The following is a 12947-nucleotide window of genomic DNA, read 5'->3' as shown; positions in this document are numbered from 1 at the left end:
CTATTAATCAACAGGCTATCTGGCGGCGCCTCAATCCGAACAATCCGGCAACAGCCGGAACAAAAAGCGAGATTGCCGCGGGCAAAGGAACCGGAGAGGTAGAGATATTGCCGTTATTGGTTGCCCCCCCGTCGAAGGCGCTCGGAAGGACACTAAAGTTGAGGTTCATCAAACCGGTAAACTTTGTGCCGGCACCATAGCCGAAGTATGAGGCAAGGGCATTCTCGGTGACCGTCAATTTGGCATTGCTGATCGAATATCTGGAGCTGTTGGAACGATCCAGGGAAAGGGAGTTGATGGTTCCGGACAAGAGCGTGGCGTTGGTCTCCACCGTGCCGTCGCCGTTCACATCAAAATTGCCGAGAATTTTGAAAGTGCCGTTGTCCCCGTACGTATCGATTTTACTTGCCGAGTTCTGGTAGAGGCCAGAGGTGAAGTCCAGAGTGCCGCTCACGATCGGGTGCGAACCCTGGTTCCTGGAGGTATTGAGCCCCATTACGTCAACGATGTTGATGCTGGTCCCCTTGATCGGACCAGTGCCCCCTTCAGACCAGATCCGCGACGGAGCCGTCGTAGAGTTGATGCCATAGTTGATTGACGACACCGAGGCCGATGCCTCACCGGCCACTCCAGCCAGAAGGCCGGCAACGGCAGCAACAACAGCACACGCAGTCTTACCTTTGTTCAATGCCTTGTTTTTCATGATGTTATTCCCCCTATTTAAGGTGATATCGTGATTACTTACGTTTTTTTATCGGTGGTCCCTGGTGACGGTTCATCACCAACCCCAGCAGTTTGCCCTGCGGCAGCATCTCTATCGAACGCTTGACGTCATCGATCGGGGTACTCCCCTCGCGGACAGCCAGCACTATATGATCCACCAACGGTGCAAAGGCCAGGGCATCAGCACCGTCAAGCAGCGCCGGGAGATCGAAAATCACATAGCGCTCCGGATAGCGGAGCCTCATGTCGTCAACAAGGTCTTTCATCCTGGCTGAACCGAGCAGTTCGCTGCTCTCGCCCAGGCTCCTGCCACCGGAAATGATTGTAAGCTTTTCGATGCCGGGCCAGGTAATCAGTTCCGGCACCGGTTGGTCGTTCAGCAGATAATCGATTACCCCGCAATCACTCTCATACCCCAGGTAGCGATGCACCGACTGACGACGCAGATCGCAGTCCACCAGTAAAACTGTCTGCTGGAACTCGCGGGCAAAGGTAAGGGCCAGGTTTATGGCGGTAATGCTCTTCCCCTCACCAGGGAGCGCACTGGAAACCATGATGGTGTTGCCGCCCCCCTGTCGGGTGCGCTGCAGGATCTGAGTTCGCAGCACCCGGTAGGCATCCAGTTCCGGAGCCTGCTGGTCAATTGCCACACACCGGTTTGCGGCCAGCGTTGCCGGGTCAAGGGTCACTGACCGTGAAACCGTGTACTGGGGCGAGACCCAGCCGAACTTCGGTCGCACCACAGGAACCGCCTCTGCAGCAGGAAGCGGAGGTAGCTCTTCCTGTTCGGTCGTTATTTCGCTTGCCGTGATCGGCAATTCTTCGTCAAACTCCTCAGCTATCGGCGCCGACAGCTGTAATGCCTCATCTGCGGAGACCAGCACTGCTTCCTGGTTTTGCGGTCTTGCCAGCGAAAATGTCAATCTCGTTGCCATGAACTGTTCCTTTTTATCCCACTGATGGGAAGTTCTTAAAGCATCATGCGGCGCAGCAGTTTTGCCCAGAATACGTTCAGGTCCATAACCAGAAAGTGGAAGACCATTATGCCGGTGCAGATCGTTACAGAAGTTCCCAGCAGCGCCTTCAGCCGCAGTGACCGCACCCGTGCCCGATCAAGATCCGTGACGATCTCCGGGATGGCCGCCAACACCGGCACACCGGCAAGCTTTGCCAGCAGATCCACATCCCGGACAGAGTGGTCGCTGAATTCACGGAGTGCCGCCACCCCGACACCGACGCCGATACCCAGGATCAGGCCAATGATGAGGATTGCCGGAATATTGGGACTGACCGGCAGCTCAGGAAGCCGCGCCGCATCGATCAGGGAGAACCGCTCACCCTTTTGTTCCTTCTCCAGACCATGGGCAACCTTGGACTCCATGTATTTGCGGTTCAGGTCGTCGTATTTCAGTTGCAGGCTGTTACGCTCGGTCAGCATGGCTTTGAACCCCTCTTCTACCCGGGGAGAGGCCGCAATCCGTCGTCGGAAATCTCTTTTTCGTTCCTGCTGCAGTTCAAGCTGGCGCTTTACGCCTTCAATCTCGGCCCTGACGCCGTTCAGCTGGGCTGAGATATTGACGTAATTCGGATTCTCATTGCGCGTACCATTGGGATCTCCGCCAGAGGAGCGAATCTGCCGTTCCATCCCGGCGATCTCCACCTTCAATTTCACCACATCGGGATACTCGTCGGAAACCCTTGTTCTGAGCGCATTCAGCTTTGCCTTTAACTCGCCGAGCCGGGCTCGATCAGATGAGGTTTCCTCGGCCGGCAACCCGGTCAGTTGCGTCTGAAGATTGCTTTCCCGCTCCCGCAGCGTCCGCAGTTGATCGTTAAACTGGTTGATGTCGCGCTCCACCATATCCAGCCCCTGAATGTTCACCTGGGCGAGTTCCGGCAAGGAGTCGAGGTTGCGCTGCTTGTAAGCCGAAATCTGGGCATCAGTGGCCGCCAACTGCGACTGGACCGTCTTCAGCTCCTCCCCCATGAAGGTAGAAGTGCCAAGGGTCTGTTGCTCGCGAACTTTCAGGTTTTCTTCGAGATAGAGCGACGCCAGCACATTGGCAATCTGCTGCACCACGCCAGGGTTTTTGCCTTGGTAAGAAAGGGTAAAAGCGATGGTGGCCGGGGTCGGCCGGCCGGTACGGGGATCAATGACATCGGCGCTGATGGTCTCGAACTTGATGTCCTTGCGCATCTTGGCAACGATCTCTTCGGTGGTCTTCTTCTGTTTCAGATCCGCATAGAGATTGAAACGGTTGATAATCTCCAGCAGTTTGGGCGTACTCATGATCCGCTGATTGATGGTATGAAGACGCTGTTCGGCAAAGCCGGTCACCGTTGAGGTAACATATTCGCGCGGCACTTCCTGGTCTTCTATGAGGATGGTAGAGGTTGAACGGTAGGTAGGCGGGAGAAGAAAAGCCGTGAGCGTTGCAACCACAAAAATTGTGAGCGCGGGCAGCACAATACTGAACTTGCGACGTCGAACAATGGCCAGCAGGTCGTTTATCGATGTTACTTCTTGCATGCATACCTCTTTTGGTACTCGTGGTTATCTTTCCAGTAACGGATAGCGATAGGTCAATCCCAGAAAAATTACATTCCGGGTGGCAGCACTGGCGGCTTCCCGATACTGCACTTTTTCAAAGGCATAACTGGCACTTACTTCCAGATCCCGCTGCAATTTATAGCTAAGCCCCGCTGATCCCCGGTAATAGCGATGATCAATGTCGGCAGTCCCAAACTGTTGCCGGTCGGCACTGTCCTGTTGATAGCCCATGACCAGGCTAGTCGTTAATTCCGGCGTCAGGTCATAGGTCAGCGAACCTTGCACCGCGTTGGTCTCAGTGGCACTGTTGCTCCCTGAAGAGATAGAGACGTTGCGACTCAGGGTCAGCTCACCTCTGGCCCGCTCCCCTTGTTGAGCCAGGGTCAGTTGACCGACCCAGCCAGAGCTGCTGCTGTTGGCAGTGCCTGAGGTTGTGGTAACCGGCGATGTCGCTGAAACCAGCAGCGTGTCGTATCGCGATCTGGTATAGCGCCCGCCCAGCAGAGCCGTGGCTGAAAGCGTTTCCGAGATGCTCCAGATGCCGCCAAGAGAGGCCGACAGGTTATCGGTTTGGGATTTGTCAAAATGATAGTTCCCGATGCTGAGCTCCAGAATCGCCTTGGCCGGCGGCAGCCAACGACCAAGATCATGAGTAAATCGCACTGTTCCGGTATGGCTCTCAGTACTTGATAGCGCTGAGGAATTGTAATCCTCCTGATCCCAGGCGTATGAAAACCGGGCCGAGGTCAGCTCAGTGAATTGCTGGCCGGCATCAAAGGACAACTGCTGGCGGGTTCGCCGGGTTGCATTAAGGGCAACTCCGCCTTGGTCCAGGGCCTGGTCGGGGCGATTGTTGATCCGATAGCTGTAACCTGCCGACAAATCGGTAAGAGGCGTAGGTCTCAGCTGAAAATCCCCCCGATAAGAATGGTTGAGGGTCGAGGTCTGGGAGTTGCTCCCTTGATAGAGAAACTCGTCCAGTCTCAGCAGGAGCTTGGCGCTGAATGCCTCTGTCCGGTCAAACATTTCAATCCCCGGTGATACCACAGTCATGAAAGCGGAGGTTGGAGTACCGGTAGTGAAGAAAATATTGTCGTTATATGATTCCTTGACCGTCAGTGCCGGAATGACGTTGACTTCGTCTGCCCAGCATGGAGCAACCACGGTTACCAGCAGCAATACCCCCCAGGAAACGCCGGCAGCGCACCGAACAGCGACTCTCCCCGCAGTTGCCGCACAATGTTGTCTCATGACAACGAACCCGGCAAGACAGGGTTTCAAGGAACCACGATGACATCGCCGCGTTTAAGGACGATATTGTCGGCAAGATTGGTCCCGTCAACCACCTCGGAATAGTGGAACGGTATGATCCGCGTTTCGCCATGCTCCGTACGGAAGACCTTGATACGGTCTTTGCTGGCAAACGGGTTGAGTCCGCCGGCCATTGCCAATGCCTGCAATACGTTCACATTGGTATTCAGTACCTGGCGCCCCGGCGCATTCACCCTGCCGATGATGTAGATCAGCATGCTGTTGGACTGCCTGACCTCAACCGACAACACCAGATCTGGCACGAACCGCGCCAGCCGCTCGGAGATCTCTTTTTTCAATTCGGCAACAGTCTTGCCGCCGGCCAGAATATCGCCGGCAAGCGGGAAGGTAACCTTGCCATCGGGCAGCACCACCACGGACCGGGTCAGGGCCTCATCCTTCCAGACCGCTATATCCAGCTGGTCGCCCGGACCAATCAGGTAGTCAGCGGCCTTCACCAGCGGTATCTCCGAAACATTGCCGGAGACAACGGCATCAGAGGTGTTTCTTGCTGCGCTATCCGGTATTGAGCTACCGGGAGCAACCACTGCCGGAGCCTTCACCTTCGGTTCATCAGCTTTAACAGCTTCGCTGGGCTGACCTTGATCCTTAAACTGCTCCGCCCAACTGATACTGGTGACAACAAGCATGGCACCGGATACGACAGTTACTGCAGCATGAAGCCTGCTCCGGCCCAAAGCCGCTCTTAAATTAGTTAAAAAAGACAATATCCGCCCCCCTGGAATGATGCCCTACCCTACCCAATTATGGTTACGATTCCGTGGCAGTTCGTTAAATGTTGTGTGAATCAATGGAAACGCCCGCACGATACATCCCTGATCAGATGGCCTTCAGCGTTCGTGCCGCCTCATCGCGGCCAGGGAATGCCTTGCTTGCTGCCAGCGCCTTCTGGAGCGATCCTTTTGCTTCACTCGTCCGGCCTGATTTGAACTGCGCCATCCCAAGATGGTAGTTGATTACGGAACTTTCCTTGGCCTTTGCCTGAGCCTTGCTCAGCAGCTCAACAGCCTGAGGATATGCCCCCTTGCGATAATGGATCCATCCCAGGGTATCGAGAACCGTTGCGTTGTTCGGCTGGCCTTTCCGAGCCGTGTTGGCATATGCCAAGGCCTCGTCCAGTTCGCCAGGCGATGCCGCCTTCTCGCTCATCAGGTATGCCAGGTTGTTGGCAGCCAGCCACTGATCCGGTTTGGCAGACAAGGCCTTTTTGAATGAATCAATGGCCTTGGCCGTATCCCCTTGCGCCGCCTGTACCTGCCCCAGCATGGTGAGCGCCACTTCGTCTTTGGGATTGGCCTTGAGCCTGGACTCGGCAAGGGTGATGGCCGGAGCGAATTGCTTCTGCTGAATGTAGAGCTGCTCAAGGGCTACGAAAAAATTCATTGCCTGATTATTGAGCTTGACTGCCTGCTCCAGCTCGCTGATAGCGCGATCAACCTTTCCCTGGGCCAGATAGAGTTCGCTCATTTTGACAAAACCGGCCGGAAGCTGGGGGGCCAGCCTCTTGATAGCCGTATATTCCGCTTCGGCCTTGCCCAGGTTCTTCATTGAATGATAGAAGTCTCCCAGCTCCACATGAACTTCCAGGTCATCCGGCCGTGATGCCAACAGCTTCCGCAGCTGGGATTCAGCCTTGGCCGGTTCCTTGGCAAGCATGTAGTAGCGGGCTACGGCTCGTTGCACCTCCCGGGAGTCAGGCTCAGCCTGGAGCCCTTTCTGGATATTCTCTCCGGCCAGCGCCATCTCCTTGTTGAGCAGATGGGCCTCGGCCAGTCGCACATAGCCCATGCCTGACTGAGGATTATCCGTCACCAGAGTACGAAAGGCAGCAACGGCACCGGCACCATCCCCCTTGGCCAGGAGAATTCCGCCCTTTCCCTGGATGGCTTCACTGTTTTTCGGGCTGGCCTTTAACACCTCGGCATACAGCTTTGCTGCCGGCTCAATCTCTTTATTGCTGAGATGAATCCGTGCCAGGGCATTTTTGGCTTTAATGACGTCCGGATTTGACTCCTTGTCAAGTCCGACCACTTCCTTAAGCCCTGCCACCGCCTGTGCTGTCCGGGCGCTGTTCAGGTAAAGCTCCGCCAGCGAAAGCCTGAGTCCCAAGGCCTTGTTGTTAAGCTTTATCCCTGCCTGCAGCAGTTCCTCAGCCTCTTTCAGCTTCCCCTTCCCTATCAGAAACGATGTTGCCTGGAGTCGGTTTTCATCCTTTTTCGGATCGCTGGCAATGATCCCCTTGACCACCTCAACCCCTTTTGGTTCCTGACCCGTGATCCAGTAAAGGTTTGCCAGGACAAACTGATGTTCAACCTTGCTAGGCTCCAGTCCGATCACCTTGCGCAGCAGGGCAACAGCCTCGTCAACCCGGTTAGCCCGGGCCAGCAGATCCGCCAGCATCATATGGATCTGCACCGATGAAGGGTTGGCACTGAGTCCGTTGCGCAGCACCTCTTCCTGGCGCTTGATATCGCCGGCCAGCTGATAAACCGATGCCAGCAACAGAAAGGCATCAGCCTTTTTAACCCCTTTGCCGAGCAATTCCTCAAAATAGCTCTGGGCAGTATCCAACTCCTTTTTTGCCACAAATACCGCCCCTTTGAGCAGCAGGCCGTCATCGTTACGCGGATCGGTATTGAGAATCAGCTCGGCTTTTTCCATTGCCTTGTCCGGATCTCTTGCCGCCAGGAACAGTTTGCCCAGCTCATTCTGCGCCTTAAGATTTTTCGGGTTCAACTCTATGGCCTTAGTGAAATGGGCAAAGGCATTCTTGTAATTGCCCCTCTTTAATTCCGTCATACCAAACATCTCATAGGCATCGGAAAATTTCGGGTCAATCTGGATCGCGTTTTTGAACTCCAGGGCAGCCTTGACATACTCACCCTTCTCGTAAAGCGCCTTTCCTTTGGAGAGGAACTTTGCCTTCTTCTCCTCGGGCCCGCTACAGGCGGCGAGAGACACAACAAGCAGTCCGGGAATCACCATTTTCAACAGGTTGCGCAAGCGCATGTCTATCCTCCACTCTTTTATTAAATGATTATTAGTGAAAAGCCATTACCAGCAGGGAACTGGCAGTAAGAACCGATATCGGAAAACTCTTTCCGCGCAATTCGGCAAACAGAACCTCGAAACTGAAATACAGCATGATTATCCTGGCCGCGGTCATGCCCAGCTGATACTCATTAAGACGTTGTACCGGCAGATTGGGGGCCACTACTGCCAGCATGACAATGAGAAAATCTAGCGGCGTACTCTTGAATCCTTCCTGGCGGCGAGAAAAGCGGGAGATCACGATCATCAGCAGCGCCATCAAGCCAAACGAGGCGTTATAGAGCGAGAGCCCCATGCCGTCCTGCCATGCCGAGCGACTGACATCACCAAAATAGACCGCGCAGGGAATCAGCAGGTAGATTGCCAGCCTGAGCACCGGCATGAGCCATTGCCGGCCGCAAACCACCAACGTCAGAATTACCACGCCAAACAGACCGGCGGCACAAGTGACAAATGGCGGAAGCTCCATCGGCCGTACGCAGGTAACAAAAAGCAGAAGCGGCACAGTGACGCTAAACAGGGGGAAAAAGTTCTTGATGATCCGGCCGTGATCCCGCAGCTCCCTGATCCTCTGCCCGATGTGCAGGTTGAACTGCTCAAGCCCCCGTGGCCTCCAGCCGGTCCGGTCGGCCAGGGTAAATACTGCCAGCACCCCGCCACAGAACAGCAGGTATCCCAACAGCAACAGCCAATCCGAATGGTAGCGCAGGAACAGCGCGGCAATAACCAGCAGGGTCTGCACGACATAAATGATCAGTACCGATTCGGGATGGAGGAAACCGAGCTGCAGCAGGTGGTGATGGAAGTGGTTTTTATCCGCGGTAAACGGGGAACGACCCTGTACAATCCTGGTAATCATGACGGTAAGGGTATCAAGTACCGGAAACCCTACGAGCAGCAGCGGCAGCAATGGACTGTAGGCACGTGTCCCCTGAGTCAGGGCAATGGCCAGCGTGACAACGGAAAAACCGAGAAATTGACTGCCGGCGTCTCCCATGAAAATGGTTGCCGGATGGGTATTAAAGCGGAGAAAACCGAACAGTGCGCCGCCAATGGCCAGGCAAATCAGACCAATGATCGCGTTACCAGCGAGATAGGCAAGATAGCCGATCCCAGCAAACATGAGCAGGCTGATGCCGCCAGCCAGGCCATCAAGACCGTCGGCCAGGTTAATGGCATTGGTGACACCGACAATGACAAGCAGGGTCAGTGCCATGGCCAACCATTCCGGCAGCAGCCACCCGTCCGGCAGCAATGTACCCAGAGAGCGGATCACAACCCCGCCATGGAACACGGCAATGAACGCCGCCAGGATCTGCCCGGCAAATTTGACCTTAGGTGAAAGTTCCCGGAAATCGTCTACCAGGCCAAAGGCAACCAAAACCCCGGCCCCGGCCAGATAAGCAACCAGAAAAGCATTCCCCCGGAAGACATACAGCAGCGGAATAAAGGTGCCGGCGGCCATGGCAAGCCCACCGATGCGGGGAATCGGCCGGGTATGGACCTTGCGTTCGTTGGGCAGGTCCACGGCATTATAACGAATGGCCGCTGAACTGAGCACCGGGATCAGGACAATGGTCAGCAGAACCGCCGTTAGCAGGGTCACCAGAAAAATCATATGCGCCGATCGTTAATGAACCGCAGCATTTCCGGTGACAGGTCCCTGACAAACCGGTCAAGCCGTTTTTCGCCGTCGGCAATGCTTTCAGTGGGTTGTAGCTGGGCAATAGGCCGCAGAAACAGGTCGTAGGTATTGTCCCGGGTAAGGGCATGGAGAGTCAGGTGATATCGGTTGATATTCTTGTCATAGGTCGCCCGGTCCTTGGTCTGGAACCAGAAATAGACCAGCATCCGGGAGCCCAGGCCTTCGGTGACCATTTCGGTCACGGTAAGATCGCCCCACCGTGGGATTCCCGAGATGGTCCTGGTTCTGTTTATGGTAGTTTTCATACCGTTGGAGGGGAGGCAGACAGTCGGCGAATGGAAGAAATTCTCGCTTTCCAGGAAGGCGGTGCTCCGATAGCCGATATAGAGTGAAACCTGCTCCCTGTTTTCGTTGGCGTACTGGCCGCTGAACGCTTCCTCAGCACCGGACATCCGGACGATCTCCGGGTCTACCAGGGTTGAAGTCCCTTGCCAACCGGCAAACGAGGTCGGAAAAGACTCAATCCCGCCGCGCAGCTTTACCGCCGGCAGGGCACTGGTGCTCCAGGACAGTGCAGCCACCGCTACCAGGAGCACCAAGGCCGTGGCATAGACCCGGTTACTTATCCGGCCATTAATGGCATCCGTCGCTCCGGCAGGCATTGGCGCCGGCGAAGCCACCACTCCCTTTTTCTGCCGGGGCGGGAAAAAGGTCAGCACCCGGCCGAGGAGATACAACAGGACAAACGCCACCATGAACAGCACCCAACCGGTAAAGTCGTGAAAAAAGCCTTCTGCAGCAGCCGCGCCATACCAGTTGGCCAGGATACCGGTGATGCCGATTCTGAGGCTGTTAATAAGTACCGCGATCGGCAAGGTCGCGATGACGCAAAAGATCCGCTTCCAGGTAGTGCGCTCAAAAAGATAGCTGTAGATCACACCGATAGCCAACAGTGGAAACAGGTAGCGCAAGCCGTTACAGGCATCCACCACCTGCAGCTTGGTGACGCCAAGATCGATCAGGTTGCCGCTGACATGCACCGGTATGCCGAAGAGACGCACCAATGAGCCGCCCAGTACCGACGACACCGACTTGAGCCAGGTGCCGATGGTCCGCTCCAAGACCGCAGGGATCGGCACCATGAAGATCAGAAAACCAAGGGGCAGCAGTGCCTTGCGGGCAAATTCAGTGCCCAGGCAAAATGCCGCAAACAAGACAATCAGTATCGGCACCACCGGCATAGCGATGTTGCCACTGGAGCCAAGCACACCGTATATTGAGACCAGGATGAAGATCAGCAGCAGCGGCAACACCCGCCAGGAACTGCGCACCGGTGTGCTCAACAACAACGAACGCTTGTCCCACAGCAGATACAGGGTAACCATGGGGATAATGAAGCCGTAGGAATAATCCTCATTGCTCTGCCAAACATTGACCATGCCACGGAGCGGCACCCAGTAGGCAGCGATGAACAATCCCAGCAGGCCGGCGATCTTAAGCCAGAACGGATCTATGGTTGCAGACCGTGCGGTACTCATGCGGTCTCTGCCCCTTTAAACCATTTGTTGCTGACGATCCAGGTGAATGGTGTCCAGAGCTGTTGCCGCATCAGATGGCCGACACTGCCGATCATCCAGCAGTTGCCGGTGCAGCAGTCGACCCGTCGGCGCGCCTCAACAGCTTCAGGGCTATTCCAGATTGCAGTGAAACTCTTTTCTCGGATGTTGCCGAAGGGAAAATTCATGACATTGCATGGCCGCACAGCGCCATAAGGATCGACGAAAAACGAGTCAGTCGCCATGGTGCATTTCAGCGACCGCTCCTTGCCGTGCATATGGTCGGCAATCCCCTTGGTGAAATAAGCCCGGAACCAGTCCTTGGGGTGCGAAGAACAGAGATACTCCCGCACCAGTTCCTTGATATGTTTTTCTACGAGTGGCTTGTTGTCGATCCGGTTGTCTTCTTTGTGGAAATAGTAGGCGTTATGCAGGATGGCCGTTGCCAGTTCCACCCCTTCCCTTTTTGCCAGGCGATATAGTGGGACCAGCTGTGTGGCGTTCCGATCGGAAATTGTCACCGCAATCCCGAGATCCTTGATGCCGAGCCCTTTCAGCCCGCGCAAGGTCTCCAGAGCCCTGCCGTGGATGCCGGGCACTCCCCTGATGCCTTCGTGAACGTCACTGAGGCCGTCGAAACTGAGCCTGACCCCGACATCACGGTGACTGCTCATTACCTCAAGGGTTCTTTTGGTAAGAACGCCATTACTGCTGATTACCACCCTTTTGGCCTTCCTTTTGGCAACGGTAAGAATATCGCCCAGGTCATCCCGGAGAAAAGGCTCGCCGCCGGTAATGTTCAACCGGACCATCTGCGGCAGGGTTTCCAGATCTGAGGCCCGTATCTCTCTATCTTTATCGCTCGGGTAACGCCAGGTATCGCACATGACGCATTTGCAGTTACAGCGGTAAGTGACCGCGATGATGCCATCCATTAGATTGCTCCTAAGGGTTGTAAGTGAGTTGTCCTTTGCCGTGAGAAACGTCGAGCATGGAGAAGTAGAGCGCCTCCATCTGATCAGTTACCGTATCCCACGAATAACTGCGCCGCACATGGTCCCGGGCCGGGCTCCTCATAGCGGCGACCTTTTCCGGAGCTTTGATCAGGTCATGCAGCACTCGTCTGAGGTCCTGGACATCACGATTGCGGAAGGTAAAACCATAGGTTTCAAGCGCTTCCAGGTTCTCGGGAATGTCGCTGGCCAGGCAACAGTTGCCGTAATTCATTGCTTCCAGCAGGGCTATGGGCAGCCCTTCCAGGGTCGAGGGGAGACAAAACAGGTAGGCATTGCTGAACAGCTCTTCCAGCGGCTCTCCGGTGATGAAGCCGGTGAAGATAATACGCGGGTCGCCGGCAGCCATGCCTCTCAGCCGGGATTTATAGCGATCAGCATGGGGGGCGTCGCCGGCAATCACCAGCTGGATGTCATCAGGCAGGCCGGAAAAGGCCTCGATCAGAAAATGCGCCCCCTTCTCCTCTACCAGGCGGGCGGCAAACAGGATATAACGTCCGGGAACGATCCCTTTGGCCTGAAGCCAGGAGGGCGCACGCCAGGCAACCGGGCCGACCCCGTTGGGGATATAACTCACCTCGCGACCGAAGCGCTCGCGGAAATATTCACTTTGAACTCTCGAAACCGCAGTAGCTTTACTCGGAAACCGGACCACAGTCTGTTCGGCGGCTGCCAGAAAACCTCTACCCCAGAATCCCCACTTGTCGCGCAAACGTTCGATGCCATGGGTCTGAACAAGGGTCGGGATGCCGATCAGGCGCGGGAAAATCGAGAACAGCGACGGCCCAATGGCATGGACGTGAACCAGATCGACCTGCTCACGCATCATCAGGTCAATGGTGGCATTACAGCAGATGGAGAGTTTATGCAGTGACTTGGTGTTGATGGATGGAACCGTCTTGATCCGCATCCCTTTGTAAAAACCGTCGGTAGTGCCATAGTCGCGGCTGGCATACACCAGCACCTCATGACCTTTTTGAACCAGGCGCGCACCGATCTCCTCGGTAACCTTCTCAATGCCGCCCCCTTTGGGAATCCCCTTGACCGCGACATACGCTATGCGCATTGTTCCTCCA

General features: G+C 55.5%; 10 protein-coding genes. All 10 read right to left on the bottom strand.

Features of this window, described 5'->3' with window-relative positions:
* Positions 1–7: 7 nt before the first annotated feature.
* The 10 genes from KI809_RS17890 to KI809_RS17845 all read right to left on the bottom strand — a co-directional run bounded on the left by KI809_RS17890 (position 8) and on the right by KI809_RS17845 (position 12937).
* On the bottom strand, positions 8–703 hold the full coding sequence (locus KI809_RS17890; RefSeq protein WP_214172967.1) for a hypothetical protein: 696 nt from the start codon (positions 701–703) through the stop codon (positions 8–10).
* Between the two features lie 34 nt (positions 704–737).
* Positions 738–1658: a P-loop NTPase family protein gene (locus KI809_RS17885; RefSeq protein WP_214172966.1), complete on the bottom strand. Its 921-nt coding sequence runs from the start codon at positions 1656–1658 to the stop codon at positions 738–740.
* Between the two features lie 35 nt (positions 1659–1693).
* Positions 1694–3253: a GumC family protein gene (locus tag KI809_RS17880; protein ID WP_214172965.1), complete on the bottom strand. Its 1560-nt coding sequence runs from the start codon at positions 3251–3253 to the stop codon at positions 1694–1696.
* Positions 3254–3277: 24 nt separating this feature from the next.
* Entirely contained in the window at positions 3278–4525 is a 1248-nt protein-coding gene (locus KI809_RS17875; RefSeq protein WP_214172964.1) for an outer membrane beta-barrel protein, read from the bottom strand.
* Between the two features lie 26 nt (positions 4526–4551).
* The gene (locus tag KI809_RS17870; RefSeq protein WP_246559493.1) at positions 4552–5313 is read right to left on the bottom strand and encodes a polysaccharide biosynthesis/export family protein; all 762 of its coding nucleotides are present in this window, start codon (positions 5311–5313) and stop codon (positions 4552–4554) included.
* Positions 5314–5425: 112 nt separating this feature from the next.
* Positions 5426–7615 (bottom strand): tetratricopeptide repeat protein, encoded by a 2190-nt coding sequence (locus KI809_RS17865; protein ID WP_214172963.1) that lies wholly within the window; start codon positions 7613–7615, stop codon positions 5426–5428.
* Positions 7616–7646: 31 nt separating this feature from the next.
* Positions 7647–9275: an MraY family glycosyltransferase gene (locus KI809_RS17860; protein WP_214172962.1), complete on the bottom strand. Its 1629-nt coding sequence runs from the start codon at positions 9273–9275 to the stop codon at positions 7647–7649.
* Positions 9272–10840 carry an exosortase C-terminal domain/associated protein EpsI gene (locus KI809_RS17855; protein ID WP_214172961.1) on the bottom strand — a complete coding sequence of 523 codons (1569 nt, stop codon included), beginning with the start codon at positions 10838–10840 and terminating at the stop codon, positions 9272–9274. Before KI809_RS17855 ends, KI809_RS17860 begins: the two co-directional genes overlap by 4 nt.
* Entirely contained in the window at positions 10837–11793 is a 957-nt protein-coding gene (locus KI809_RS17850) for a radical SAM protein (RefSeq protein WP_214172960.1), read from the bottom strand. The genes KI809_RS17855 and KI809_RS17850 overlap by 4 nt, the downstream gene beginning before the upstream one ends.
* A 10-nt stretch (positions 11794–11803) precedes the next feature.
* Positions 11804–12937, bottom strand: coding sequence for a glycosyltransferase family 4 protein (locus KI809_RS17845; protein ID WP_214172959.1), 1134 nt, complete (start codon positions 12935–12937; stop codon positions 11804–11806).
* Positions 12938–12947: the final 10 nt, after the last annotated feature.

Source organism: Geoanaerobacter pelophilus (genome assembly GCF_018476885.1).
Lineage (GTDB): Bacteria > Desulfobacterota > Desulfuromonadia > Geobacterales > DSM-12255 > Geoanaerobacter > Geoanaerobacter pelophilus.
The sequence above is the reverse complement of the archived record's forward strand: the minus strand, read 5'-3'. Positions and strand labels throughout refer to the sequence as shown.

Bases quoted from the DNA above. Each gene is read 5' to 3' on its own strand.
- KI809_RS17890 (WP_214172967.1), bottom strand. From the start codon at position 703: ATGAAAAACAAGGCATTGAACAAAGGTAAGACTGCGTGTGCTGTTGTT.
- KI809_RS17885 (WP_214172966.1), bottom strand. From the start codon at position 1,658: ATGGCAACGAGATTGACATTTTCGCTGGCAAGACCGCAAAACCAGGAA.
- KI809_RS17880 (WP_214172965.1), bottom strand. From the start codon at position 3,253: ATGCAAGAAGTAACATCGATAAACGACCTGCTGGCCATTGTTCGACGT.
- KI809_RS17875 (WP_214172964.1), bottom strand. From the start codon at position 4,525: ATGAGACAACATTGTGCGGCAACTGCGGGGAGAGTCGCTGTTCGGTGC.
- KI809_RS17865 (WP_214172963.1), bottom strand. From the start codon at position 7,615: ATGCGCTTGCGCAACCTGTTGAAAATGGTGATTCCCGGACTGCTTGTT.
- KI809_RS17860 (WP_214172962.1), bottom strand. From the start codon at position 9,275: ATGATTTTTCTGGTGACCCTGCTAACGGCGGTTCTGCTGACCATTGTC.
- KI809_RS17855 (WP_214172961.1), bottom strand. From the start codon at position 10,840: ATGAGTACCGCACGGTCTGCAACCATAGATCCGTTCTGGCTTAAGATC.
- KI809_RS17850 (WP_214172960.1), bottom strand. From the start codon at position 11,793: ATGGATGGCATCATCGCGGTCACTTACCGCTGTAACTGCAAATGCGTC.
- KI809_RS17845 (WP_214172959.1), bottom strand. From the start codon at position 12,937: ATGCGCATAGCGTATGTCGCGGTCAAGGGGATTCCCAAAGGGGGCGGC.